The organism is Parasphingorhabdus sp., from assembly GCF_049667325.1.
Taxonomy (GTDB): domain Bacteria; phylum Pseudomonadota; class Alphaproteobacteria; order Sphingomonadales; family Sphingomonadaceae; genus Parasphingorhabdus.
Genome location: NZ_JBATHY010000348.1, coordinates 1 through 26,697 on the forward strand (window position 1 = coordinate 1; position 26,697 = coordinate 26,697).

Annotated in this window: 23 protein-coding genes and 1 tRNA gene; 12 read left to right on the forward strand and 12 right to left on the reverse strand. The window is 55.1% G+C overall.

Annotated features, from left to right (window positions below; genetic code table 11):
- The 3 genes from WBM93_RS14695 to WBM93_RS14705 form a co-directional block, all read left to right on the forward strand.
- Window positions 1-398 (forward strand): AAA family ATPase (locus WBM93_RS14695; protein ID WP_424432611.1); only part of this gene is annotated, 398 nt, incomplete at its 5' end.
- A complete protein-coding gene (locus WBM93_RS14700) occupies window positions 395-910 on the forward strand; it encodes a hypothetical protein (protein ID WP_424432612.1) in 516 nt (171 codons plus the stop codon). The genes WBM93_RS14695 and WBM93_RS14700, both read left to right, overlap by 4 nt.
- A gap of 6 nt (window positions 911-916) precedes the next feature.
- Complete coding sequence (locus WBM93_RS14705; protein ID WP_424432613.1) at window positions 917-2,098, forward strand: vWA domain-containing protein; 1,182 nt, start codon at window positions 917-919, stop codon at window positions 2,096-2,098.
- Between the two features lie 3 nt (window positions 2,099-2,101).
- Here WBM93_RS14705 and WBM93_RS14710 read toward each other — a convergent pair whose 3' ends face one another.
- The 3 genes from WBM93_RS14710 to WBM93_RS14720 are packed head-to-tail and all read right to left on the reverse strand — an operon-like array spanning window position 2,102 to window position 4,207.
- Window positions 2,102-2,404, reverse strand: coding sequence for a hypothetical protein (locus tag WBM93_RS14710; RefSeq protein WP_424432614.1), 303 nt, complete (start codon window positions 2,402-2,404; stop codon window positions 2,102-2,104).
- A gap of 58 nt (window positions 2,405-2,462) precedes the next feature.
- A complete protein-coding gene (locus WBM93_RS14715) occupies window positions 2,463-3,659 on the reverse strand; it encodes an exo-beta-N-acetylmuramidase NamZ family protein (RefSeq protein WP_424432615.1) in 1,197 nt (398 codons plus the stop codon).
- Entirely contained in the window at window positions 3,656-4,207 is a 552-nt protein-coding gene (locus WBM93_RS14720) for a DOMON-like domain-containing protein (protein ID WP_424432616.1), read from the reverse strand. The genes WBM93_RS14715 and WBM93_RS14720 overlap by 4 nt, the downstream gene beginning before the upstream one ends.
- A 200-nt stretch (window positions 4,208-4,407) precedes the next feature.
- On the opposite strand from WBM93_RS14720, the gene tyrS reads away from it, so the two are divergent.
- Both tyrS and WBM93_RS14730 read left to right on the forward strand, forming a co-directional pair.
- Window positions 4,408-5,637 (forward strand): tyrosine--tRNA ligase, encoded by a 1,230-nt coding sequence (gene tyrS, locus WBM93_RS14725; RefSeq protein ID WP_424432617.1) that lies wholly within the window; start codon window positions 4,408-4,410, stop codon window positions 5,635-5,637.
- A gap of 94 nt (window positions 5,638-5,731) precedes the next feature.
- Window positions 5,732-6,049: a PilZ domain-containing protein gene (locus tag WBM93_RS14730; RefSeq protein ID WP_424432618.1), complete on the forward strand. Its 318-nt coding sequence runs from the start codon at window positions 5,732-5,734 to the stop codon at window positions 6,047-6,049.
- A gap of 2 nt (window positions 6,050-6,051) precedes the next feature.
- Here WBM93_RS14730 and recG read toward each other — a convergent pair whose 3' ends face one another.
- On the reverse strand, window positions 6,052-8,109 hold the full coding sequence (gene recG / locus WBM93_RS14735) for an ATP-dependent DNA helicase RecG (RefSeq protein WP_424432619.1): 2,058 nt from the start codon (window positions 8,107-8,109) through the stop codon (window positions 6,052-6,054).
- A 59-nt stretch (window positions 8,110-8,168) separates the two neighbouring features.
- On the opposite strand from recG, the gene WBM93_RS14740 reads away from it, so the two are divergent.
- Both WBM93_RS14740 and mfd read left to right on the forward strand, forming a co-directional pair.
- Window positions 8,169-8,435, forward strand: coding sequence for a succinate dehydrogenase assembly factor 2 (locus WBM93_RS14740; protein WP_424432620.1), 267 nt, complete (start codon window positions 8,169-8,171; stop codon window positions 8,433-8,435).
- A 32-nt stretch (window positions 8,436-8,467) separates the two neighbouring features.
- Window positions 8,468-11,938 carry a transcription-repair coupling factor gene (gene mfd / locus WBM93_RS14745; protein WP_424432621.1) on the forward strand — a complete coding sequence of 1,157 codons (3,471 nt, stop codon included), beginning with the start codon at window positions 8,468-8,470 and terminating at the stop codon, window positions 11,936-11,938.
- Here the strand turns inward: mfd and WBM93_RS14750 are convergent.
- Entirely contained in the window at window positions 11,935-13,953 is a 2,019-nt protein-coding gene (locus tag WBM93_RS14750; RefSeq protein WP_424432622.1) for a putative bifunctional diguanylate cyclase/phosphodiesterase, read from the reverse strand. The two genes, mfd and WBM93_RS14750, sit on opposite strands and share 4 nt — an antisense overlap.
- 164 nt (window positions 13,954-14,117) lie before the next feature.
- Here WBM93_RS14750 and moaA point away from each other — a divergent pair, with 164 nt between their 5' ends.
- From moaA to WBM93_RS14765, 3 genes are all read left to right on the forward strand, one after another.
- Window positions 14,118-15,104 (forward strand): GTP 3',8-cyclase MoaA, encoded by a 987-nt coding sequence (gene moaA, locus WBM93_RS14755; protein ID WP_424432623.1) that lies wholly within the window; start codon window positions 14,118-14,120, stop codon window positions 15,102-15,104.
- On the forward strand, window positions 15,101-15,874 hold the full coding sequence (locus WBM93_RS14760; protein ID WP_424432624.1) for an NAD kinase: 774 nt from the start codon (window positions 15,101-15,103) through the stop codon (window positions 15,872-15,874). The genes moaA and WBM93_RS14760 overlap by 4 nt, the downstream gene beginning before the upstream one ends.
- A 74-nt stretch (window positions 15,875-15,948) precedes the next feature.
- Window positions 15,949-16,023: transfer RNA gene (locus WBM93_RS14765), tRNA-Asn, on the forward strand.
- Between the two features lie 425 nt (window positions 16,024-16,448).
- Here WBM93_RS14765 and WBM93_RS14770 read toward each other — a convergent pair.
- The 5 genes from WBM93_RS14770 to WBM93_RS14790 all read right to left on the reverse strand — a co-directional run bounded on the left by WBM93_RS14770 (window position 16,449) and on the right by WBM93_RS14790 (window position 21,180).
- On the reverse strand, window positions 16,449-16,844 hold the full coding sequence (locus WBM93_RS14770) for a hypothetical protein (protein ID WP_424432625.1): 396 nt from the start codon (window positions 16,842-16,844) through the stop codon (window positions 16,449-16,451).
- On the reverse strand, window positions 16,823-17,029 hold the full coding sequence (locus tag WBM93_RS14775; RefSeq protein WP_424432626.1) for a hypothetical protein: 207 nt from the start codon (window positions 17,027-17,029) through the stop codon (window positions 16,823-16,825). Before WBM93_RS14775 ends, WBM93_RS14770 begins: the two co-directional genes overlap by 22 nt.
- Before the next feature lie 176 nt (window positions 17,030-17,205).
- Complete coding sequence (locus tag WBM93_RS14780) at window positions 17,206-17,973, reverse strand: sulfite exporter TauE/SafE family protein (protein WP_424432627.1); 768 nt, start codon at window positions 17,971-17,973, stop codon at window positions 17,206-17,208.
- A 32-nt stretch (window positions 17,974-18,005) separates the two neighbouring features.
- Complete coding sequence (gene secA / locus WBM93_RS14785) at window positions 18,006-20,747, reverse strand: preprotein translocase subunit SecA (protein WP_424432628.1); 2,742 nt, start codon at window positions 20,745-20,747, stop codon at window positions 18,006-18,008.
- A 106-nt stretch (window positions 20,748-20,853) separates the two neighbouring features.
- Entirely contained in the window at window positions 20,854-21,180 is a 327-nt protein-coding gene (locus WBM93_RS14790; RefSeq protein ID WP_424432629.1) for a hypothetical protein, read from the reverse strand.
- Between the two features lie 60 nt (window positions 21,181-21,240).
- Between WBM93_RS14790 and argJ the strand changes: the two genes are divergently transcribed.
- The gene (gene argJ, locus WBM93_RS14795; RefSeq protein WP_424432630.1) at window positions 21,241-22,470 is read left to right on the forward strand and encodes a bifunctional glutamate N-acetyltransferase/amino-acid acetyltransferase ArgJ; all 1,230 of its coding nucleotides are present in this window, start codon (window positions 21,241-21,243) and stop codon (window positions 22,468-22,470) included.
- A gap of 37 nt (window positions 22,471-22,507) precedes the next feature.
- Window positions 22,508-23,281, forward strand: a complete 774-nt coding sequence (locus WBM93_RS14800; RefSeq protein ID WP_424432633.1) for an inositol monophosphatase family protein — start codon at window positions 22,508-22,510, stop codon at window positions 23,279-23,281.
- Here the strand turns inward: WBM93_RS14800 and trxA are convergent.
- Both trxA and WBM93_RS14810 read right to left on the reverse strand, forming a co-directional pair.
- Complete coding sequence (gene trxA / locus WBM93_RS14805) at window positions 23,278-23,604, reverse strand: thioredoxin TrxA (RefSeq protein ID WP_424432631.1); 327 nt, start codon at window positions 23,602-23,604, stop codon at window positions 23,278-23,280. The genes WBM93_RS14800 and trxA overlap by 4 nt on opposite strands.
- Window positions 23,605-23,679: 75 nt before the next feature.
- Window positions 23,680-26,697 (reverse strand): UvrD-helicase domain-containing protein (locus WBM93_RS14810; protein WP_424432632.1); only part of this gene is annotated, 3,018 nt, incomplete at its 5' end.

Genomic DNA, 26,697 nt, shown 5'->3' on the forward strand with positions numbered 1-26,697 from the left:
AACGGCCGATCGTGATCATCACGTCCAACAACGAGAAGGAGCTTCCCGACGCCTTCCTGCGCCGCTGCTTCTTCCACTATATCAAATTCCCGGATCGCCAGACGATGCAGGAAATCATCAACGTCCACTTTCCTGATATTCAGGGCATTTTGGTCAAAAAGGCGATGGACATTTTCTACGACGTCAGGGACGTTCCCGGACTCAAGAAAAAGCCGAGCACCAGCGAATTGCTCGACTGGCTGAAACTGATTCTCAACGAGGACATGCCGTTAGAAGTGCTGCAATCGAAAGACTCGAGCAAAGCAATCCCGCCGCTGCACGGCGCGCTGCTCAAGAACGAGCAGGATGTCATGCTGTTCGAACGACTGGCATTCATGGCAAAACGGGAAGCGCGGTGAACTTATTTTTTTGGCGAGTTATAGCTTTATTGCTGCTCGGCAATAGTTCCGCGCCCGCAACCGCTGCCAGTTTTATCTGCAGTTCTGCGTCGGACCATTATACAGAGTTCAAGCACGATCTGAGTAAAGAATTTAAGTCCATTACCGCCAATGTTGAATTCGTACTTCAACGAGACGGCGAGTATCGACCTGCTGCAAACATATATTTTCATTCTGCTGTTGAACCGAAAGAATCGGTCGGATTTCAAATTCTGCAAGTAACGGAGGATGGGCCTTTGGTGGTCTTGGCCAGAAGCACTGATCCCAATCTTCCAGACGAAGAATATGTTGCGGATGCCTCGGATAAATCGACTGTTTCTTTCCAGATAGATTTAGAAGAAAAGGTCCTTTCTGCTAGGATTGAAGGAGTACAGAAATCGATCCCGTTACCATTTACGATAGACATGATCAGCTTCGGTTGCTCGACCGGGGAATTTCATTTTTCTAATATACTTATCCAAGAAGGCGAGTGAAACACGATGTTCTTTAACTTCATGGACGAACTCCGGGCGGCCGGAATTTCTGCTTCGCTCAAGGAACATCTCGTGCTGCTCGAAGCGCTCGACAAGGATGTTATCCGTCGCAGTCCGGAAGAGTTTTACTATCTCTCCCGTGCGACGTTCGTGAAAGACGAAGGCCTGCTGGACCGCTTTGATCAGGTGTTCTCGAAGGTGTTCAAGGGCATCGAAACCAATTACGGCTTGCAGGAAGAAGAAATTCCGCTCGGCTGGCTGAAAGCGGTCGCTGAAAAATATCTGTCCGAAGAGGAGATGGAAAAGATCAAGTCTCTCGGCAGCTGGGAAGAAATTATGGAGACGCTGAAAGAGCGTCTCGAAGAGCAAGAAAAGCGCCATGAAGGCGGCAGCAAGTGGGTCGGCACGGGCGGCACTTCACCTTATGGCAATTCGGGCTATAATCCCGCAGGTGTGCGGATTGGTGGCGAAGGCGGTCAGAAAAAAGCAATCAAGGTGTGGGACAAGCGCGAGTTTCAAAATCTCGACAACACCAAGTTGCTGGGAACGCGCAATATCAAGGTCGCGCTTCGCCGACTGCGTAAATTCGCCCGCGAAGGCGCACAGGACGAGCTGGACATCAACCGGACCATCGACGGCACGGCCAAAAAGGGCTGGCTCGATATCCATATGCGCGCCGAACGGCATAATGCCGTGAAACTGCTGCTTTTCCTTGATGTCGGCGGGTCGATGGATCCCTTCATCAAGCTTTGCGAAGAACTGTTCAGCGCGGCTACCGGCGAATTCAAAAATCTGGAATTTTTCTATTTCCACAACTGCCCCTATGAAGGCGTTTGGAAAGACAATCGCCGGCGCTTTTCAGAACGTACCAATACGTGGGATATCCTTCACAAATATGGCCATGACTATAAGCTGATATTTGTCGGTGATGCGTCGATGAGTCCTTATGAGATTACCCATCCAGGCGGTTCGGTCGAACATTTCAATGAAGAGGCCGGGGTAACCTGGATGCACCGGTTGACCAATACCTATCCCGCTGCGGCCTGGTTAAATCCCGTGCCGGAAAAACAATGGGGCTATTCGCAAAGCGTCAAGATCATCCGCGAGTTGATGAACGACCGGATGTATCCGCTCACGGTCGATGGCCTGAGCGATGCCATGAAAGAACTGACCCGCAAACAGGGTTAGGCGTCAGCCTTCAACCGCTAACAAGGTTGTGCCGTCATATTTCTCGGCCGCCGGTTCAAAGATTTCGGACTTTTCGAAATGCAGGTCTTCCACGCGAACATCTTTCAAACCGGAAAGCTTGAACGTTCCAAGCTTGATCTCCTTCGGCGGCTGGCCGTCTTTCTCCAGCGGCACGGCATCGACGTACATCTCGTCATGCCGCGTATAGAGAATATGCGGCGCCAGCTTGAAAGTCGTGTTGTTATAGGTCGCGGCCACACATTTTTTCAGTGCAACGCCTTCGAAAAATTCTTTGCTTGGTAACATGGCCGCAAATTATCAGAATTCCGACCAAAAGCAATAATTATGTTGCAGTGCAGCATATTTAATAAAGAAGAAAATCTCCCAGCGCCTCGCCCCATGCCCGTTCGTCCGGTACAGCAATGGCTTCCAGGTCTTTGGCGGTTGACGACGGATTCTCGATCCATTCGCGCAAGAACGGTCCTCCGTTGATCACATCGAAAGCCAGTCTGCCTTCCTCATATTCATAAGGGAAGTCCCGCCACAGATCATATCCCGGATAGAGTTTTCCAATGGCTTTCAACGCCAGCGCCTGCAGTCGCCATGGCCGGAAAGACTGGTGATCATAAACCGGGCCTTCGGCGTGAATCTGGACGCCGTTACATAATTTGGCCTGATGTTTGTGAAATGTCGGTTCGAACCAGATCTCGCGGAGCGCGCATCCCTCCAGCCATTGCGGGGCCATTTGCCGCATTTCCGCAATCACTGCCCGCGCGTCTATATCCGGAGCGCCAAAAAGCTCCAATGGCCGGGTGGTTCCGCGCCCTTCGGAAAGCGTGGTCCCTTCGAGCATTACCGTTCCCGCATAAGCCCGCGCCATGTTTACATTCGGGGCGTTGGGACTGGGATTGATCCAGATACGGCCTGTCGGCCAGCCATGTCCGGGTCCTTCTGGTTGCCAACCCTGCATTTCGACGACCTTGTAATCGACATCGAGGTTGAATTGGCTGATCATCCAGTGTCCCATTTCCCCCATGGTCAGTCCGTGCCGCATGGGCATCGGCCCTGCCCCGACAAAACTTTCCCACCCTACTTCTAGGAGTGTGCCCTCAATGGGTCTGCCCGCCGGATTGGGCCTGTCCAGCACCCACACCGCCTTGCCGTGCTCGGCGGCTGCTTCCAGCATATAGCGCAGGGTGGTAATGAACGTATAGATTCGACAGCCGAGATCCTGAAGATCAATCAGGACGACATCGAATGTTCCCATGGACTGGCCCGTCGGTCGGCGGACCTCGCCATAGAGACTGAACACCGGAATGTCGTGAACCGGATCATTATAGTCCGGTGATTCGATCATATTGTCCTGCTTATCGCCTCGCAAACCATGTTGCGGACCAAAAGCCGCCGTAACGTTGATCCCGTCAATTGCCGACAAGGCATCGAGGCTATGGACCAAACCACTAGTGACAGAGGCGGGATGCGCGAGCAGCGCCACCCGCTTGCCCAACAAGGGTCGTCTCAATTCGGCGTCTTCTACCAGCCGATCAATTCCAAATTTCATCGCGAATCCATGGTTTCCAATTTATGGGTAAAGCAATCCCTATCGTGAAAATCCGGATTTCCCAAAGGATGGTTTAAAGCCCAATACGATTTTCGGCCATTTCTTTCCTCGATCACGGCGGCCAGAGCAATTTCCAGACTGGCGGCTTCCATAGCCGTCAACCCGCTAAGATCTGCCGTTGCCACAAGTTCGAAATTGCCGGCGGTGGTTGATACTTCGATCCGAGGCGCGCTCACCACCTCGGGATTGCTCTTTCCCATACGATAGCCTTCAAAGGCATAGACAGCCCATTGCGTGGACGGAGAGAGGTTCAACTCAAGGTATCCGGGAGCGTCCGGCACGGCAATAAAGGCTTCGAAACAGGTTTTTTGCCAGAGACTATCTATACGTTCCGGTAGAGATGGTTCCGGCAGTTTCAATTGGTCAACCGCACCGAGAAGATTATAACGCAATAGCAATCGCCCAGACGGCAGACAATCAGCACTCACATTGATTGTTCTGACTGCATCGGCAGAAAAATAAGGATGGCAGGAAAGTTTGAGCGGCATCGCAATCCTTAAAAACTTCAGAAGTCAAACCTGAGGCCAGCATCCGCACGAGTTGGTTCACTTATCCCGCGCCGCTGCCAACCACAATATGGGACTAGGAGACAAACAGCATATATTTGTTCGCGATTATTAGCCAATCTTTTGCGCATTGAGACACCGGCAATTGCACCGGGCGGAACAAGGCTGTAACGACCCCTTCCATGAGCGAATATCAATCTGATCTGCTGCGTTTGCTGAACGATCGTGGCTATATCCACCAAATGACCGACGCCAAGGCGTTGGACTCTCTTGCCATGAAGAGCATCATCCCCGGCTATATCGGATTTGATGCGACAGCCGATTCGCTGCACGTCGGCAATCTGGTATCGATCATGCTGCTGCGCCGCTTGCAACAGGCCGGACACAAGCCGATTGTTCTGATGGGCGGCGGCACGACCAAGGTTGGCGATCCGTCGGGAAAGGATGAGATTCGGAAATTACTCGATAATGACCGGATTGAGTCAAATATAGCGTCTATCCGCACCTGTTTTGAGCGATTTCTAACATTCGGCGACGGTCCGACCGACGCCGTGCTTGTCAACAATGCTGACTGGCTGGACAAGCTGGAATATATCCCGTTTCTGCAGGAAGTGGGCCGCCATTTCACGATTAACCGGATGTTGACTTTTGACTCGGTCAAAATGCGGTTGGATCGCGAACAGCCACTGACCTTCCTCGAGTTCAACTATATGATCTTGCAGGCCTATGATTTCATGGAACTGTCGCGCAAATATGGCTGCAAACTCGAGCTCGGCGGCTCTGATCAATGGGGCAATATTGTCAATGGCATCGAGCTTGGTCGCCGCATCGACGGCGTGGACCTGTTCGGCATTACAACTCCGTTGATAACGAAATCTGACGGTTCGAAAATGGGCAAATCTGTGGACGGCGCGATCTGGCTCAATGCCGATCGGCTAAGCCCATACGATTATTGGCAGTTTTGGCGAAACACCGATGACCGGGATGTTGGCAAGTTCATGCGCCTGTTTACTGATCTGGATCTGGATGAAATTGCCCGCATGGAGTCAATGCAGGGATCCGATATCAACGAAGCCAAGAAAATCCTCGCTGATGCTGCCACTCTGCTGGCGCATGGTGAACAGGCGGCAAGGGAAGCTGCGGAGACCGCTCAGCAGGTGTTCGAACAAGGCGGTTCCGGGGGTGATTTACCCACCTACACTGTTGAATCAAAAGAGATATCCATTCTGGATGCCTTGGTTGGGATCAGTTTCTGTGCTTCCAAAGGGGAAGCAAAAAGGCTCGTTGCTGGCGGCGGGGCGCGTGTGGATGATGCACAAATCAAAGATGCTGGATATATAATTTCTGTCGGGAACAAGGACGTAAAAATTTCAGCCGGAAAAAAGAAACATGGCCTGTTAAGAAAACCCTGAATCCAGCGCTTCCGGATCCAGTTTACCAGCATTTACCTTTTATTCTTAATCATCGGTTATTGTGACGTTCAAGCCTATTTGGAGCTCGCACGACATGACCAGCGTACATAATCAGTCATCACCCGATCCGCGCCGTGCGACGCGTTTTCCAGTCGATTTTGAAACAATTTGCGAATTTCATCCTCATCAGGAAGTCCAGATACGGATCACCAATATTTCAGCCCACGGCATCATGCTGGGCGATGTGCTAGATATGGAGAAAGGCGACAGAGTTGTTGTTCGCTTGCCAGTCGCCGGGCGGATTGAAGCCTATCTCGTCTGGTCGCATCAGGGCCGCTGCGGTTTTGAATTTGAGCGGGTTATCCGGGAACCGGATTTCGTCGCTATGCTCGACCAGATTAACAACCTTTAGCCCTAGCCGCTCCTCAGCAGGCTAACGCCCCAATCCCTTTCAAACAGATAAAGCGCTATCCGCGCCGCCTGTCCCCGATTGCTGTCCAAACCACCATCGCGGTCGAGCAGCAGCCGGGCATCATCTGTCGCCGGGCCAATCAGATCATTGACCTGCGCTGGCGTGGCTACACGAAAGCCTGCGTCCCCCGATTGCCTGGTACCCAATAATTCCCCTGCCCCGCGCAAACGCAAATCTTCTTCCGCTATCCGAAATCCGTCATTCGTCTCGCGCATCAACGTAAGTCGAGCGCGGGCCGTTTCGCTCAACGTATCGCCGCGAATCAACAGGCAATTCGATTTGATGCTCCCGCGACCTACGCGGCCGCGCAGTTGGTGCAATTGCGCGAGACCGAAGCGATCTGCAGCCTCGATAATCATCAAGCTGGCGTTGGGAACATCCACACCGACCTCGATGACCGTGGTAGCCACCAGAACCTTGATTTCATTCCGCAGAAAGCGGCCCATCACCATATCCTTTTCGGGCCCTTTCATTCGGCCGTGCACCAAACCGACATGGTCACCAAATCTGGTTTTTAAGCCTGCGGCCCGTTCTTCCGCCGCAGCGAGATCGCTTTTTTCACTTTCTTCGACCAGCGGACATACCCAGTAAGCCTGACCGCCGGCTGCAATGTGGCGCGCAAGGCCTTCAACCACGTCTGGTATGCGTGCTTCGGAAACCACGCTGGTATCAATTACCTGCCGGCCTGGAGGGAGTTCATCGATGCGAGAGACATCCATTTCTCCATATTGGCTTAGAGTCAGGGTGCGTGGTATCGGCGTGGCAGTCATAGCCAGCAAATGTGGTGTTCTTTCGGCCTTCTGCGTTAGCAGCAGACGCTGAGACACACCGAACTTATGCTGTTCGTCAATGACAGCCACAGCGAGATTCTTGTATCGGACCTGCTCCTGAAAAATTGCGTGTGTACCGATCAGGATGTTGATCGAACCATCCATCAATCCCATCAGCGTCGCTTCACGAACCTTGCCCTTGTCACGCCCGGTCAATATCGCGAGATTGACCGGGAGGCCGGTCAGTAATTTCTGCAGGCTTTCATAATGCTGACGCGCCAGAATTTCCGTTGGTGCCAGAAAGGCTCCCTGATATCCCGCCTCCACAGCCGATAGCAGCGCCATCAACGCCACCAGTGTCTTGCCGGAACCGACATCGCCCTGCAGCAATCTCAGCATCGGAGCGTTTTGCGCAAGATCACCTTCAATCTCGGAAATGCAGCGTTTTTGGGCATTGGTCAGTTCAAAAGGCAGCTGCAACTTCTCGCGAAGCCTTCCGTCACCTTGAATCGGGAGACCTTTCTTGCTGCGATTGCTCGCACGGACCAGCATGAAGGCCAACTGATTGGCAAAAACCTCGTCATAGGCAAGCCGGTCGGTCGCATCCTCGCTTTCCACGCTGTGGAGCGCGACGATACTGTCCCGCCAGTTTTTCCACCCCTTGGCAGTTAGCTGGCTTGGCTCCACCCATTCCACCAGTTGTGGAGCGAGTGCGAGTGCCTGTTCAACCAATTGCCTCATCCTCGCATTACCAAGCCCGTCGGACAACGGATAAACCGGTTCCAGCAGTGCTATGCTCTGGGCCTGTGCTGGTTCGAGCACCTGGTCGGGATGGACGATCTGCAGCTCGTCGCCATAACGCTCGAGCTTGCCGGAAATGATTTTTGGCTCGCCGAGCGGTAATAATTTTTTTGGCCAGCCAGGGTTCCGCCCGAAAAAGGTCAGGCTGATATAATTACCAGCCTTATCCGTAGCGTGGACTCGCAAGGGACTGCGCGGACCGCCGGTGCGATAGTCAACCGGTGTCACCTCGATGATGATAGTCTCGCCAACATCTGTTTCGTCCAACTCGTCGACCCGTTTCCGGTGCATCCAGTAGCTCGGCCGATGGTAGAGCAAGTCCTTGATGCGCGTCAGTCGCAATTTCTCGAGCGGCTTGGCCAGCACTTTGCCGATGCCCTTGAGCGACTGGGTTTCACCAAATAATGGATTGAGTATCTCGGGCCGCATGTCTATCCGCCTTTATACCCTCGCTGGCGCATTATGCCAGCCAAGTTGGAGCAGCAATTATGGACCGCGAAACAAGGCTGAAACGGCTGCAATTTCGCGCGTGGCACCGCGGAACCCGCGAAGCCGATTTCCTGATCGGCGGGTTTTTTGACCGATACAGTCAGGACTGGACGGAACAAGAGATGGACTGGTTCGAGAATTTGCTCGTTGAAGATGATGTGGACGTCATGGCCTGGGCGATAGGAACGCTGCCCGTGCCCGAAGCTTTCGGCGGGCCGCAAATGGCAGCTATGCAGCAACTCGATTATATTGACGCGACGAAATAATATCCTTGTCCCATTTCCAAAAGCCATTTTGAATGTCTTATCTAGATAAAATATCATCCTCTGAAAAAGGCATGACGCTAGCTGGCGTGCCGGTTGGCTATCGCCCTCTTTTTCTTTCAGAAACTGCGGTTAAGTCCGGACAGCGCACAATGTTCGTCGCCACTGACGATGCAGCGATGAGTGCGGTAGCCGAAGCAGCCCGTTTTTTTGAACCCGGTCTTGAGATCATTGAATTTCCGGCTTGGGACTGCCTGCCCTATGACCGCGCATCCCCGGCACTTCACACCACCTCCGACAGGCTCGCTGCCTTGGCCAAGCTGGCCCTCCCCAACTCGCAGGCCCAACTAGTAGTCACGACGGTCAACGCCGTAACCCAGAGGGTGCTGACTCCATCGCGGATCAAGGAATTTGTCACCCATCTCGCGCCCGGCACGATTGTCGAACAGGAAAAGCTGATCTCTTTCCTATACGCCAACGGCTTTGTCCGGGTCGACACCGTGGCCGATAGCGGCGAGTTTGCCGCCCGCGGCGGCCTGATCGATCTGTTCCCGCCAGGCACCGAAATGCCGATCCGGATCGACCTGTTTGGCGATGAGATTGAAACCTTGCGGCAGTTCGACCCCGCAGACCAGCGCACCGTTGGCAATGTTGACGCGCTCGATCTGCTTCCGGTGTCAGAGTTTCTGCTGGATCCCGACAGCATTACCCGCTTTCGCACCCGTTATCGTGATTTATTTGGAGCGGTCTCAACCGGCGATGCGCTGTATCAATCGATCTCGGAAGGGCGCCGATTAGCCGGGATGGAGCATTGGCTGCCGCTTCTCGAAGAGAGACTGGCGACTATTTTCGATTATATCGGCGATGACTGCATCATTTTGCAAGATGCCGCCGGTTCCGCCGCAGCAGAATCGCAATTTGCAGCTATTGCGGACTATCACAAGAACCGTATTGAAGCCGACAAGGCCAACCTGTCGAGTTACCGCCCGCTACCCCCAGAGATGCTTTATCTGACGCAGGAAGAATGGCGATCCCTAGAGCAGGATGCGCCGGTCCATATACTCAGCGAATTTGACGAACCGGAATCTGAAGCCGTCGTTTCCATGTCAGCTTCGTCGCCCCGCGATTTTGCACCGGAGCGGGCGCGCAACGAGAATATCTATCAGGCCTTGGGCGCCCATCTCAAAAATCTGACGAAATCCGGAACCACCGCGATTATCGCGAGCTATAGCAAAGGATCGCGCGCTCGTATCCTGGACCTGCTCAAAGACCATGACGTCAAGGCGCCGGTGATTTGTGACGACTGGCAATCCTGCCTTGCAACCGGTGCTTCGGTGGCCCTGACGATATTGCCCCTGTCCTCCGGATTTCGCAAAGAGGGCCTGTCGCTGCTCACCGAGCAGGATATTTTCGGAGACCGCCTGGTCCGCAAATCCAAGCGGCGCAAGAGCAGCGATGCCTTTATCGAAGAGCTATCCGCGCTCAGTCAGGGCGATCTGGTCGTCCATCTCGAGCATGGCATTGGCTTGTATGAGGGCATTGTTTCAATTCCGGTTGGCGAAAGCCCGCATGATTGCGTCCATCTGAAATATGCCGGTGGTGACAAGCTTTACGTTCCGGTCGAGAATATCGATGTGCTCAGTCGCTATGGAGAAGGCGGTGATAGCGTTATACTCGACCGGCTCGGCGGCGAAGCCTGGCAACGTCGCAAATCAAAGCTCAAGGAACGCATCCGGGCGATCGCGCATGAGTTGCTCAGAACCGCAGCGGCGCGGGCGTTGCAACCTGCAACACCGGCTCGTGTCGAGGCTAGCGAAATGGCCGGTTTCGTGGATCGCTTTCCCTATCAGGAAACCGATGATCAGCAGCAGGCGATCGAGGAAGTGCTCGCCGATATGGCCTCGGGCAAGGCGATGGACCGCCTTGTCTGTGGTGATGTTGGCTTTGGTAAAACCGAAGTTGCTATGCGCGCCGCCTTTGCGGCTGCCATGGCCGGGATGCAGGTAGCGATAATCGCGCCCACTACCCTCCTCGCCCGTCAGCATTTCAACAATTTCGAAGAGCGTTTTCGGCCTTTCCCGGTAAAAATCGGTCGGCTTTCCCGGCTTGTTCCGGCTGCAGAGGCCAAGAAAACCAAGGAAGGCCTGACCAGCGGCGAAGTCGATATCGTGATCGGTACCCACGCCCTACTCGCCAAGTCGATCGATTTTCAACGGCTCGGCCTGATCATTATCGACGAAGAACAGCGTTTTGGTGTGACCCACAAGGAACGCCTCAAGGCAATGAAATCCGATGTCCATGTGCTGACGCTCACCGCCACGCCGATCCCGCGTACACTACAGATGGCGATGACCGGCATGCGTGAGTTATCCGTCATCCAGACACCTCCGGTAGACCGGCTTGCAGTACGCACCTACGTCATGCCATGGGACCCGATCCCTTTGCGCGAGGCTTTGCTGCGTGAGCATTATCGCGGCGGCCAGTCATTCATTGTCGTCCCCCGTATCGCCGACCTCCCCGATATCGAGGATTTTCTCAAGAAACATGCCCCCGAACTTACCTATGTTGTTGCCCACGGGCAAATGGCTCCGGCGACCGTGGAAGAGCGGATGTCCGCCTTTTACGACCGAAATTACGATGTGCTGCTCGCGACAACAATTGTCGAAAGTGGCCTGGATATCCCCAGTGCCAACACACTGATCATTCATCGCGCCGATCGCTTCGGCCTGGCCCAGCTATACCAACTCAGAGGTCGTGTCGGGCGTTCCAAGACACGCGCTTATGCATACATGGTAACGCCAAAAGACCGGATCATTACGGAAAAGGCAGAGAAGCGGCTAAAAATCCTCGGCGACCTCGACAGCCTTGGCGCCGGGTTTGAACTGGCCAGCCATGACCTCGATATTCGGGGTGCCGGCAATCTATTGGGAGACGAACAATCGGGCCATATCAAAGAAGTCGGCTTCGAGCTTTATCAATCGATGCTCGAAGACGCGATTCTGGAGGCGAAAGCGAAGGGCTCTGGCCTCCAGGCCGCAACCGACAGCTTCTCACCCCAGATCACGGTCGATGCCCCGATCCTAATACCAGAGGCCTATGTGCCCGACCTGTCACTCCGCATGGGGCTCTATCGCCGGATGAACGGCCTCAAAACGCTTCCCGAAATTGAATCCTTTGCTGCCGAGATGATCGACCGTTTCGGCGATCTGCCGGTCCAGACCGACAATCTGCTGAAGCTTATGCATATCAAGATGAATTGCGTGAATGCACAGATCACCAAAATCGAGATGGGGCCACGCGGTGCGTTGGTCAGCTTTCACCAAGACCGCTTTCCCAACGTCCCGGGCCTGCTCGATTATGTCGAACGGCTCAAGGGAACCGCCAAAATCCGGCCTGACCATAAGCTATTCATCGAACGCAAGTGGCGCGATCCGAAGTCCCGCCTACATGGCCTGACACAATTAACCACCGGCTTGTCGAAACTGGCGCAACGCGTTACTGCCTAGTTGCTGCGCAAGGCGAAGGCCTCGAACTCATCTGGCGAGAGCGGGCCGGAACGCAAGAAGCCCTGGAAAAATTCACAACCCTGTTCCGTCAAGATATCGAGCTGGGATTCGGTTTCAACGCCTTCGGCTATCACACCGAGATGCAGACTGTGCGCCATTTCGATTATCGACCGCACGACCACTTGGTCTTTTGGCGAACCGCTGATGTCATTGGTCAACCCGCTGTCGATCTTCAGATAGTCGACCGGCAATTGCTTGAGATAGGACAAGCTGCTGTAGCCGGTACCGAAATCGTCGATCGCGATTTGAACACCGGCCGTCCGCAAGCGTCGCAATTTGTCTGCCGATGCTGACAAATTACCGATCAATTCGGATTCCGTGATTTCCAGAGTCAGGCGGCTCGCTTCAAAACCCGCCTTCTCGACCTGTTCGAGCATATCCCTGTCAAAGCTCGCTGCAGCCAAATCCCCTGCTGTCACATTGATCGAGAGGCTCAGGAAACCGAGACTTTCCGGCCAGTTGGCAGCCAGAGTCAAAGCCTGTTTATGGATTTGCGTTGAAAGGGATTCCATCACCCCGGCGCGTTCGGCGACAGCAAACAAGGTTGAAGCACCCAACAGCCCATATTCGGGATGCTCCCACCGCGCCAACGCCTCGGCGCCTGTCAGTTGTCCGGTAGCGACTCTTAACTGCGGTTGAAACGCAATGACGATTTCTCCGCGTCCCATCGCGCCGGCCAATTGATCTTCCAGCACTTCTTCCAGATGCACATCGGCCTCGGAAACTGTGCTGAATTTGATCGGCAAGGCTTGCGCAGCGGTCGCTTCTGCAAGCGCCAGAACGGCTTTTCTGATCAATGTTTTTTCGCTCGAATCCGCATCTGAGATCGCCACTCCTGCTCTGGCGACAAGGTGGATCGGCCGTCCCTCCAATTGCAGATCAGAGAAAACGCTGTCGAACAGGTTTTTTGCGAGGCCCGAGATTCCGCTATTCTCGATGTCGGCTAACGCAACCAGGAAATTCTGACCATCCAGGCGCGCAACCAGGTGCGGACCCGGATATAGCCGCTGGGTTTGATCCATCAGCCTGTGTCCGACAATTCGCAACAGCTGATCACCAGCGTTTCGTCCAAAAGCGGCATTGATCATGCGGAAATTTTTGAAGCCGATCGCTATCAGCGTCAACTGGTTACCAGCCTCCAGCTTCTGCCTGACCCACGCACGAGCGGCTACGGAATTTCTCAATCCCGACAAAAGATCCCGTCCGGTCCAGTCGTCGACCTCTTCGTTATTCGCGAGATACTCGATTCGGCCAAAAATCCGGCCACCTGTTTCATGTAAATGATGGATAACCGGACGACCAACCAACCGGTGCGGAACCGCTGCCTGCCTCGCTCCGTCGCGCAGACGTCCCATGGCGCCTCGGACCCGCTTGCGTTCTTCGCTCGACAGCTCGCGGTAGATTCCGGTCGCGGGATATTGCCCGAAATCAATCTCGCTTGCCGCCGCGCGCAGGCTATCGCTGACCCAATATTCGTTGTCCAAACCCAATGTCATCGACCATTGCAAATCCGCGCTGGTCAACATTGACTGTTCGTGGCTTGTGCGTTCGGCTCCTCCCCGGAAATTTTCGACATAGCGATAGGCATATTTGATCGACTGGGCGATATCCGCGCCGGCAGCAGCAAAATCCAGATAATGGGTTGCGCCTTTATCAAAGCATTGGGCGGCAATTTGCGGTTTTTGACTGCTGTCAACCAATGCCAATATGGCAATTCCGCCTTCGGTCGCGGTTTTTGAAAGTTCGGCTATCGCCCTTAATCCGTCGTTTTCCGCTCTACGGACATCGATCACCGCTATCATCGCGCTAGCCGAGAAAAACCGGGCGCTCAGATTATCCAGTCTGCGTGCAGAATGAACGCGCCAACCAAAAGACGCAATTTCGGTGGCCAGAGGGTCGCGCTCGTGGAACGAAAGCAGAAACAGATTCCTGAATTCGACCGGTTGCGCAGTCAAGTTGGATGCTTCGCTGACTTCAAAACTCCTTCAAACGGGGCACCGGAACGTCACTTTTCATGCGACCGGCTATCCTTTTCCGTAGCAGCAAAACCTTTATAGGGCGTTGCTTGCTCATAGGGAAAACGCTAGCTCTAGACCATCGATTCAACAAGAGGGGCCCTATGCAAGACGGTTTCGGACGCAAAATTGACTATCTGCGGATTTCGGTCACCGACCGATGCAATTTCCGCTGCCAATATTGCATGTCGGAGAAGATGACTTTCATGCCCCGTTCCGAGCTGCTGACTCTGGAAGAAATCACCCTGATCGCGGAACGATTCATCGGACACGGTATTCGCAAGATCCGGCTGACGGGTGGCGAACCGCTGGTCAGGCGGGATATGAAAGATGTCATCCAGCGGCTTGGCAGGAAAGTGGCCTCCGGCGAACTGGAGGAATTGACGCTCACCACGAATGGCTCGCTGCTGAGCGACTATGCCGAACATCTTGCTGTTCATGGGATGCGGCGAATCAATGTCAGCATGGATACGCTCGACCCCGCTCGCTTTGCCGAGATCACGCGCGGCGCCGATGTGAACATCGTTCTCGATGGCATAAGGGCGGCAAGCGCAGCCGGTATCCAGGTCAAAATCAATATGGTCGCGCTTCGCGATTTCAACGAAGCCGATCTTGTACCGATGGCCGAATATTGCGCCGACAATGGCCATGATCTGACGATTATCGAGGCCATGCCACTGGGAGACGTTGGTGCGGATCGCAAACTGGCTCATATTTCTGCCGAAGACTTTCTTGCTCCATTGCGTGATTTATACACTCTCTCCTCGCTTTCACATAGCAGCGCCGGTCCGGCGCGCTATGTTTCGGTCGAACCGCTTGGCCTCAGACTGGGCATGATTACCCCGCTCAGCCATAATTTCTGCGACGACTGTAACCGGCTCCGCCTCACTACCGACGGCAAGATCTTCATGTGCCTTGGTCACAGCGCCCATGTCGACCTGCGCGCCGCGATCCGCAAAGACGGTATCGCTAGCGTTGACCAGCTGCTCCAACAGGCCTTAAAGCTCAAACCGCTGCGACATGATTTCAATGCCCAGCTGGAGGGGTCCGCAAAAATATTGGAGCGTCATATGAACGTCACGGGCGGATGAGCGAAAAAAAATGGGCACTGATCGTGTCGCCTACCCAGCCAGCGCAGGAAGCTGCTGAAAAACTGCAACCATTGATCAACTGGGTCCCGGTTGAAGAGGCCGACAAGGCAGTTGTTCTGGGTGGCGACGGTTTCATGTTGCAAACCCTCCACCAGATGCTCAATCGCCGGAACATCATGCCGGTATATGGCATGAACCTGGGCACAGTCGGTTTTCTGATGAACAACTGGCATCTGGAAGACCTGAGCGAGCGCCTTTCCAAGGCCCGGGCTTTCAAGGTCAAACCGCTGAAAATGGAAGTAGAAACCATTTCTGGCGCCAAATTCACCCTGCCCGCGATCAACGAAGTGTCGCTGTTGCGCGAAACCCGGCAGACGGCGAAGCTCGAGATCGAGATTAACGGCCGGGTCATGATGGAGGAACTGGTTTGCGACGGCGTGCTGATTGCCACACCCGCCGGTTCCACCGCCTATAATCTCTCCGCCAACGGCCCGATCCTGCCGCTGACCTGCAATCTCCTCGCGCTGACGCCGATCAGCCCGTTTCGACCAAGGCGCTGGAAAGGCGCAATCCTGCCGGACAAGATGGAAATCAGCATCCGCGTGCTCAACCCCGAAAAAAGGCCGGTCAGTGCGGTCGGCGATCAACAGGAAGTCCGCGATGTCCGCTGTGTCAAAGTGGCAATTGACCGCAGCCAGCCGCTGACCATGTTGTTCGATCCGGAGCACGCGCTCGATGATCGCATCGCCATGGAACAATTTGTCGTTTGATGGCTTGCGGGGTTCAAATCCCGTTGCTATAGGCGCGCTTCACCATGAAATGCTCGGTCAAAAATCGAGCCTGTTCCCCGATAGCTCAGTGGTAGAGCATTCGACTGTTAATCGAATGGCCGTTGGTTCGAATCCAACTCGGGGAGCCATTTTCCTCCGCTTTTTTCCGAACAATTGGCTGTTCCGTTAGCTCTAGCGGGTCAGCCAAACGCGTTCCCATGCCTAGCGCAAGAATCTCTGTTCAGATAAATCTCCTTTTTCCTGATGAACTTTACAATCCTTACACGGTTATAAAGTGCAATTTGTACGAGCGATTTGCTTTGGGTCACACAGGGTCACACCCCCTAATACAGAACAAGCTGTGCCGGCGGGTGCGGGCTTTTTACAGGTCACATTACCCCCGGTCTTCTTTCGGACAGAGAAGGCGCGCAGGGGCCCGAAAATGTGGTGGCGGGCGCGAGATAGAGCATGATGAGTCATGGTCTATCAGAAGGGGGAGGCTGTAGGAAAGGAAGGATTTCGCGGATGTTTGGTTAGCCTTGTCCGTCATTCGCCATCATTTCGTAAAGTCGTATCAATCGGAATTCCGGGCACGCCAGGCGATCAGTTCCTCTCCCTTGAGGAAGCGGATCGCGGTGCCGCGAGCCTCGCGCTGAATCCTGCCTGCTTGGCCAAAATCCGCGAAGATGACCGCATCGGCTTTATATTTATTGCGGGCTTTTTCCCATAATTCCCGGTAAACTTTTTGCGGCGATGAATGCTTTGAAAAGATCGTCAAACGTCTTACTTTCTTGGTCAATTGGCCTACAACCCGATACGGTCGATCCGTAATATCGCCATCGGTTACAGGGACTTCCTGCGACATCACCCATTCATATGAGCTTGTGTTTTCAACATTCTGCGCCGCGGCGGCCGATGAGACAGCCAGCGCCAGAATTGCGGCAAAGGCTATTGCGAGATTGCTTCGCATATCCAGTTCCTTTCGATGATATTCACAGGCTGCACGATGCGGTCGGCCCGTTCGTTTGCGAACATATTGCCAGCCTGGCAGCGTCGCTTTTCATAGACGAATTCGGCGAGTGTTTTTTCGACCGCTGTGTCGCCGTCCGACTTCCGCCGCTTTACCAGCGCCATATCGTTATTCGGATTCGTCATATGGCTAGAATATCTCGCGGCCTGCGGTTTGTCCAATCGGTGCTATCATCACAGGTTCGTGATACCGAATTGCGCTGAGTTGCCAGCAATCAAATATCGAATATTTTCAGGATGCATCGCTGTAATGCATGGGAACTACGGTGAAAATACGGTGACAGTGCACCAATTCCACCACCTCAAACCCACAATAACCGCACCGCTACATAGAGTATCAACAAGGCGGTCAGACGCCTGATCCATAATTCGGGCAATGCCTTGCTGGCCAGAAAACTACCGATCTGCCCGCCCAGCAATACACCCAGAAACAGGGGCCAATAGGCAAGAACCGCCTCTCCGCCGATGCTCAAGCCCGATTTCATCAACTGCCCGCCCACACCGGCGATCGAGTTGACCAGAATGAACACGCTCGCGGTTGCCGCAATCCGGCGGCTGTCGGCCCAGCGCGTGAGCAACAGAATCGGGGCGAGAAAAATGCCGCCGCCGATTCCGACCATGCCTGACAGGAAGCCGATAGCGGTGCCGATGGCGGGCGCAAACAACTGGTGGCTGGTCCATTGCCCGAATCCGGATTCGCTCCCTGCCCGCTTGATAAACGGTTCCATGATCAGCAAGATTCCGGCTGCTGCCAGGGAAAGTCCAAGCAGAATCATGAAATTGTCCTGCGCAATGACCATCCGTCCGCCCAGCCAAGCCGCCGGGACCGACAGGATAAGGATCGGCCAGATTTTTTGCCAGTCGATCAGGCCGCGCGCCTGAAACCGGACAGCCCCGCCAGTGACGACGATAATGTTGCACAACAACGCAATGATCGGCAGCACCCGATAGTCGAGGTCAGCCAGCGCCAGCAGGGCAATATAGGTGGACCCGCCGCCAAATCCGACGCTGGCATAAAGCGCAGCGGTAAGAGCGAACAGGACAGCCAGCCCGGCTATGCCGAAAGCCATCTCAATATCCGCCCCGTCGCACGAGCTTCAGATCAAAATTTTCCGTGACAATGTTTGTATTTGCGGCCCGAACCACAAGGACATGGCGCATTGCGGCTGACCTTGCTGCCATCGAAATCGTCCTGCGGATTGTTCAACTGGCCGGATTGGCGCGGCGGCAAGGATGTGGAAACCGTTCCCCGCGTGCCACCATCGATGTCATTGCTATTGTCTTCCCCGGTCAGCGGATCGATATGGGTGGTCAGGAAGTCTGGCAGTTCCGGCAGTTCCGGTATTTGCAGTTCATCCTGACGGTGGAACTGACTGACCGCTATCGTCTTGGTCACGCCTTCGCGGATGATTTCCAGCATCCGCTCGAACAGGCCAAAGGCTTCCTGCTTATATTCGTCGAGCGGTTTTTTCTGGGCATAGGCGCGCAGGAAAACCACCTGACGCAGGGCATCCAGAGTGGCAAGATGCTCTTTCCAGTGATGATCGAGCAGTTCGAGCAGGATCGATTTCTCGATTTGCGCCCAGACGCCGGGATTTTCGCCTTCGACCTGCGCCATTTTTGCTTCGAATTCGGCATCTGCCATTTCGGAAATGCGGGTTTCGATAATTTCCGGTTCAACCGCATCCTCTTGCATCCAGCTCGCCAAATCAGGCCGGAGATTGAGCACTTCTTCGACGCGGGCTTTCAGACCTTCAATGTCCCACTGCTCGGGATAGGTGCCGGGCGGGCAAGTATCGGCGACGATGGCATTGACCGTTTCATGTCGCATGTCTTCCACCACATCACCGACCGTATCGGCATCCATGATTTCAGCGCGCTGTTCATAGATCACCTTGCGCTGGTCGTTCATCACGTCATCATATTCGACGACCTGTTTGCGCGCCTCATAGTTACGTGCTTCGACCTTTTTCTGCGCTGTTTCAATCGCCTTGGACAACCATTTTCCGCCGATCGCTTCACCATCCTCGAGATTTTTGTTCATCATCTTGGCGAACATGGTTTCGGTACCAAAAATGCGCAGCAAATCGTCTTCAAGACAAAGGTAGAAGCGGCTCAGTCCCGGATCGCCTTGCCGCCCCGAACGGCCGCGCAGCTGGTTGTCGATCCGGCGGCTTTCGTGACGTTCGGTGCCAAGCACGAACAAACCGCCCGCTTCCCGCACAGTTGCGCGCAGCACGCCCACTTCTTCCTTGATTTTGGCGATCGCCTTGTCCTTTTCCGGACCGGCTTCCATCTCGCCAAGCTCGTCTTCGATTCTGAAATCGACATTGCCGCCCAACTGGATGTCGGTCCCGCGACCGGCCATGTTGGTCGCAATCGTCACCGCGCCTGGCGAGCCGGCCTGAGCCACGATATGGGCTTCCTGTTCGTGAAAGCGGGCGTTGAGGACATTATGCGCCACCTCTTCCTTGTTCAGGAAGTCCGAGAGCAGTTCGGATTTTTCGATCGAAACGGTTCCGACCAGAACCGGCTGGCCCTTTTCGCTATGTTCCTTGACGGTTTTTGCGATTGCGGCAAATTTATCGAGCGTATTCTTGTAAAACTCGTCATTCTCGTCAATCCGCAGCACCGGCTGATTGGTCGGGATGGTGACGACATTCATCTTGTAGATTTCAAAGAATTCCGCCGCTTCGGTTTCCGCGGTGCCGGTCATGCCGGACAGTTTCGGATACATGCGGAAAAAATTCTGGAAGGTGATTGACGCCATGGTCTGGTTTTCGGGCTCGATCTGGACGCCTTCCTTGGCCTCGACCGCCTGGTGGAGACCGTTCGACCAGCGCCGTCCTTCCATCATCCGGCCGGTAAATTCGTCGATGATGATGATCTTGTCGTCCTTGACGATATAGTCGGTATCGCGCTTGCGCATGACATTGGCCATCAAAGCCTGGTTCAGGTGATGGACGACCTGGGTATTCTCATAGTCATAAAGATTGCTGCCGGTCAGAAGACCCGCAGTTTCGAGCAGCCGCTCGGCCTTCTCGGTACCTTCCTCGGTCAGCGAAAGATTCCGCGATTTTTCGTCTTTTTCGTAATCCTCGTCGGTGAGATCCTGAACAACGGCATTGACCGACAGATAAAGATCGGACTTGTCGTCGGTCGGTCCCGAAATGATCAGGGGCGTCCGCGCTTCGTCGATCAGGATCGAGTCAACTTCATCGACAATCGCGAAGTTAAACGGCCGCTGGACCATCTGGGCGCGCTCGTGCTTCATATTGTCGCGCAGATAGTCAAAACCGAATTCATTATTGGTGCCGTAAGTGATATCCGCGGCATAGGCGGCCCGGCGCTTTTCCTCGCCCAGATTCGGAACGATTACGCCGACTTCCAGACCAAGGAAATTATAGACCTGGCTCATCCATTCCGCATCGCGGCGGGCGAGATAATCGTTGACGGTGACGACGTGGACGCCCTTGCCGCCGATGGCATTTAGATAACAAGCCAGCGTCGCGACAAGGGTCTTGCCTTCACCGGTCCGCATTTCGGCAATTTCACCGCGATGGAGGACGATGCCGCCGATCAACTGCACATCATAATGGCGTTGGCCCAATGTCCGCTTGGCCGCTTCCCGCACCACCGCGAAGGCTTCCGGCAATATGTCATCCAGCGATTCACCGTCGGCTACACGTTGCTTGAAATAAGGAGTTTTGGCTGCGAGTTCCTCGTCCGAAAGCGGTTCGATTTCCGGTTCGAACGCGTTGACCGCGTCGACAACCTTTTGCATCGATTTTACGTAACGGTCATTGGCTGAACCGAAGATAGATTTGGCTAATCCGCCGAGCATGATATTTTCCGATATTTATAGATTTTGCTGGCTGATGAAAGCCAGAAACAGGATGGATTTAGGGAGAATCTCTTGCCGTTCAATGCCGCCAAGACCGAGAATGGCGCTAGGGCGCGCCTTCTTCATGTTCCAGCTTGTTGCCGGCTTCAGAGCGCGTCGCGACGACGGCCCAAACTTGATCATTGCTGGCTGTTTTATCCAATACTGGTGACCGGGAAACCGACACTTCAGCTATTCCACAGGGTTGATGATCCGTTGATCGCAAGCCTGCCTGTTCGACGGCAGAGCACAGATCAGCAACCGCAGCTTCGGAAAGGTTGGCGGCGCTTCCCAATTCGGGCATCATGCGCTCTTCGGCCGCTGCAGACGCGGGCACGGCAAGGCCGACAGCGTTGAATAGCAGCAACATAAAACTTGCAATATATGCGTTCATGGACAAGGCACCCGTCAATATGAGCGCGTTCTATCAAAACATTGGATAAAGGCAAGTCAAGTGTCGGACAAACTTTCGCCCCTGGCGCCAAGCCAATCTCCCGCATTACCCGAAATTGCGGGCGTTAGCTGCCGCATTGCCCGTGCACGTTATAAAGATTGGGACCGCTGCGATCTGACCTTTGTCGAACTGGCAGCGGGAACGTCAGCTGCCGGTGTGCTCACCAACAGCAAATGTCCTTCCCCGGAAGTCGAATGGTGCCGCGAAGCGCTGGTTCAGGGCAAGGCGCGCGGTCTGGTGGTCAATGCCGGCAACGCCAACGCCTTTACCGGCGCCCGCGGGATGGCCGCGGTGCAGAAGATTTTGTCGCTGGCATCTGCCCATCTTGGGTGTTCGGAGAAAGAAATATTTGTTTCTTCGACCGGGGTAATTGGTGTGCCTCTGCCGCAAGACAAGGCCGAGGCAGGCCTTAAGGCAGTGTTCGAAGCTGCACCTTGCGACTGGGAAGCAGCCGCCGCGACGATCATGACAACCGACACTTTCCCCAAAATGGCGACCACCAGCGCTATCGTCGGAGGTCAGACGGTCCATCTCAACGGGATTGTCAAAGGCTCGGGGATGATCGCCCCGGATATGGCGACGATGCTGGGCTATATTTTTACCGATGCGACGGTCGGAGCGGGCTTTCTGCAGGAAATGCTGAGCGCGGCGACCGGTAAAAGCTTTAACTGCATCACCGTAGACAGCGACACATCGACCAGCGACACGGTGCTCGCTTTTGCAACAGGACAGAGCCCTGCCCCTGCCCTGGCGTCGTTCGATGATGATGGCGCCGATGCCTTTCAAGCCGCGCTCAGTGACCTGTGCCTGCAAATGGCGCATCTGGTGGTGCGCGACGGCGAAGGGGCGAGCAAGTTTATCGAGATTGCAGTGACCGGGGCGGAGAATGACGACAGCGCGAAACGCATCGCCCTGTCGATCGCCAATTCTCCGCTAGTCAAAACCGCAATTGCCGGTGAAGACGCCAATTGGGGCCGTGTCGTCATGGCCGTCGGCAAGGCGGGCGAGCCGGCGGATCGAGACAGGCTTGCGATCAGCTTCGGTGGCGTGACCGTGGCGCGCGATGGCTTGGTTGTACCGGATTATGATGAAGCACCCGTAGCGGCGCACCTTCAGGGCAGCGAGATCGATATTGCCGTCGATATCGGTCTTGGGGCCGGCAAAGCGATGGTCTGGACCTGTGACCTGACCCACGGATATATCGATATCAACGCCGATTATCGGAGCTAAGTCTTTGCATCGGCACTATCAGTCCGTTCTGAAGATCATGGAAAAAGCGTCGCGTGATATAGTGATGCCTTATTACCAAAATCTGCAGTCAGACCAGATCAAAGAGAAGACACCGGGCGATCTGGTGACCGTCGCCGACAAGCTTAGCGAGGAATATATTGCCGAGGCGCTCGCCCTAGTGATGCCGGATGCGAAAATCGTTGGCGAGGAAGCTTTTGCCGCAGACCCGGCGGTTCTGGATCAATTGGCTGATGGTCATGTATGGATCATCGATCCGATCGACGGTACCGGTAACTATGCTGCCGGAAAGCCGCCGTTCGGGATCATCATTGCGCTGGCCGAGCAGAATGAAACCGTGGCGGGCTGGCTTTACGATCCGATCACCGGACGCATCTGCCATGCGGTCAAGGACGCGGGAGCCTTTATCAATGGCGAGGAAATCACGGTACCAGATCACCATCCCGGGCGGCCGGTGGCGGCCCTGGCTACTGGATTCATGACAGCTGACCAGCGAGAAAAGCTGATCGGAGCAGCGCAGCGGCTTTACGATATTGTCGACATCCCGCGCTGCGCCGCCGAGCAATATCCGCGGCTGGTGTCAGGCACCAATCATGTTTCGGTGTTCGAACGCACCCTGCCCTGGGATCATGCGGCTGGGATATTGTTTCTCAACGAAGCCGGCGGGAAATGCGCGCGCTGGGACGGTTTGCCATATCGTCCTTCGGACCGTAAAAAGGGACTGCTCGGCGCCTCGTCACCGATGCTCTGGGACGAGGCCGCCAAGCAGCTTGGGGATATTTTCAGTTCTTAGGCGGGAAGCGACTGTTCCAGCCATGCCTTGAGCTGGCTTTTCGGAGCCGCTCCAACCTTGGTTTCGACCGGAACGCCGTTGTTAAACAGGATCATGGTCGGAATACCGCGCACGCCATATTTTGCAGGCGCATCCGGACTGTCGTCGATGTTAAGCTTGGCAATCGTGACCTGCCCGCCCATCTCGTCGCTGATCTCTTCCAGCGCGGGGCCGATCATTTTGCAAGGGCCACACCATTCTGCCCAGAAATCAACCAGAACGGGACCGTCTGCTTTCAGGACGTCGCCTTCGAAGCTTGCATCGGTAATTGCCTTGGTAGCCATAGTGAATCTCCAATTGTTTAAACTCTATTTAGGGATGGTGCGGTCTTTGCTCAAGCGCATTGCCGGAAAGGATTTTCATGTTGCTTCAAAGCCCGGCTTGTTCCGTCCGATGAGACTGGCGGAAAGCTCCAGCATTTGCGGGCCGTGCGAATAGAGAAGACCTGCCCTTATCGGGCGCCCGGGAAATATTTTTTCCAGTGCGGCGACATAGGCGGCCATCTGACGCAGATAGGCGACAGGCGCTTGCTCTGCTTGGTCGGGAACCCGACGGCCGGTTTTGAAATCGACGACATAGATTTGATCATCGGTGATCAGCAACCGGTCCACTGTACCCGATATGACATGCTCGCCGACAACCGCAGCAATCGGGGCTTCAGCGAGCCCTTCCGGGGCAAACAAGGCAGACCATTGCGGGTTTTCCAATACCGCAAGTACCGTTTCGACAATCTCCTTGCGACTGGCCGGATCCGCTATCTGCTTTTGATTGGCGAGCCACCGGTCGGCGACGTCAACGCGACGCTCCGGTGCAATATTCGGCAATCTCTGGAACAGGCTATGCAGCAATATACCGCGCTCGGCTGCATCGCGCATTATCTGATCCGGTGGTGGATTGCTGACATCGTCGGGACCAAGGTTCGAGGGTGTCAACGGCCGCGGCGGCCGTGATTCTTCGGGTGCCGGCTGGATTAGCCAGTCCGGCTGCGATGGCAGTTCTTCACCCTGAGCCCGTCCCTTGTCGATGGTGGACGGCTCGGCAGGCTGGTTCGGGTTTTCGATTCGATATTCCCGAACCGCAAGCCAGAGCGGGTCATCGCGCCAATCACGACCCAAAGCAATAAGACCGCGTTCAATCGCGCCAAACCAGCTCAGTTCCGGCACTTCTCCGCGAGCCCTCGGCCCCAGAACGCCAGCGACCACGAGATGTTCTTCCGCCCGGGTCATCGCGACATATAAGAGCCGCCAATGTTCCTCCATCGCCACTTTGTCGGCATCGGCGGCATGTTCGGCCAAAATGCCGACACGCTCCGGTTTGCGCACCGGCACAACCGGATATTCGAGTTCCAGGCCGGTTCCCTCGCCCAGTTTGATAGCAAAGCCACCACTTTTCTTGCTCGCGGGATCGAAAGTCGCATTGGCCAATATCACCAGGGGTGCCTGCAATCCCTTTGCGCCATGCACCGTCATCAGACGCACTTCATTGCCGCCCTCTACCTGCTCGCGTTTGATTTCGACATCGCCCCTGTCAAACCAGTCGAGAAACCCTTGCAAGGTTGGGATATGGTCCCGCTCAAAGGCCAGCGCCGTCGCCAGCAGTTCGTCAAGCGGATCCACGGCTGCGTGGCTGAGACGCGCCAGCAATTTGCGCCTGCCCTGCATTGGGCCGGACAATATCGTTTCCAGAAACTGATAAGGCGTGTTGTAATCTGCCATCGCCAGCAATTGCATCAGCGGCTTGATCTGTTCGCCCAGCCCGTCCTGTCTGCGCAAAAACTCCCACAGGCTTTTGTCCGCATGATCCTTGCCGCGATAGCCGCGGGCAAGCAGTTCATCCTGCGACCAGCCCAGCAGCGGCGACACCAGCAGGCTGGCGAGATTGAGGTCGTCATTGGGCTGCAGGACAAAGCGGATAGCGGCCAGCAGATCCTGCACCACCAGTGGCTGGTTCAGGCGGATACGATCGATACCGGCCACTGGAACTTTTTCGGCGAACAGGCGGGCGACGATGAGCGCGCTTAGCTCATCGCGCTTGCTTACCAGTATCAATATATCATTCGGTTCCAGCGGCCGGTTTTCCCGGTCCAGCCAAAGTGGATTTTCCGGTGAAAGCCACTGCTTGATCTGCACCGCAAGTTGCTGGGCGAATACCCGCTTTTCTTCGCTGGCCCAGGATTCCTCATCCTCGGCATCTGCATCGCTACCATTGGCAATCGGCTTCCACAGCGTCACGCTGCCGCTGGCGTCGAGATAATTGCTGCGATGCTGGGGTATCCGTTCGGCCAGTCCCAATTGTTCGTGACTGAGCTGCTCCAGCGTTGCGTCTACAACATCCAGAATGGGCGGTGTCGAACGGAAACTGCGGTCCAGCGACAGGTCTCCGAACGGCTGTTCCGACGCCTGTGCCAGAGCAAAAAATTCGGCTCTCGCATTGGCATAATTGTGCGGGCTGGTACCCTGAAAACCGAAGATTGCCTGTTTGAAGTCGCCAACCGTGAACAAGGTCCGGTGCCGTTCAGGATCAGCCCCCAGACCGGAAAAAAACTCGCCCGCCAGCGCGCCGACGATATCCCATTGGGCAAGGTTGGTATCCTGCGCTTCATCGATCAATATATGATCGGTTCGCTGGTCCAGCTTGTAGCGGATCCATGCCGCCATATCGCTTTTTTGCAGCAGCCGGGCTGTCATCCGGATCATGTCGTCAAAATCGACTACACCGTGCAGTTTCTTCGCCGCCGCATAGCGATGATAAAAGGCGCGGCCCGCATCCAGCGCGCCTGCAAAAAGGTCTGCATATTCGAACAGGACCGCTTTTTCGAGAAGGCTATTGCTCCATTCCAGCAGCGATCCGGTGATAAAGTCATAATCCGGCAAGGCATTCAGCAAGCCTTTGGTCGGCTTGGGCGGCGCTCCGGTTGTCTTGGTGGCCCAGGCGAGATGGACATCGGGCAATGCGGCAGCGCGCTCTTCCGGTTTGAGCGTCAGCCATAAACGGATCGCCAGCTGGCGTTCCTGCTCTTTCTTGCCACCCGATTCCGCCATCGCATCGCGCAATAATTTTATCGAGCGGAGATCAATCGCTTCGTCGGTGCAGCGCTCAGCCAGCCACGATGTTGCATCGCCTTCAATCGGCAGTCCCAGCAATCCCCGGACGAATGGCAATACGCCGGGCGACAGATTCTCCATCGCATCGGCTTTGGCGGCACAGGCCATCAGAAATTGCTCAGTCGCCTCTTCGCCCATCCGGACGCTGAGACGCTGGATCGCTTGTATGATATCCGTGCGCCCCGCCCGCTCTTCCTCGAGCAGCAGATCACCAAGAGCATCACGCGCCAGTATTTTCTGGTCGCGCGCCTCGATCGGCTTGAACATCGAGGC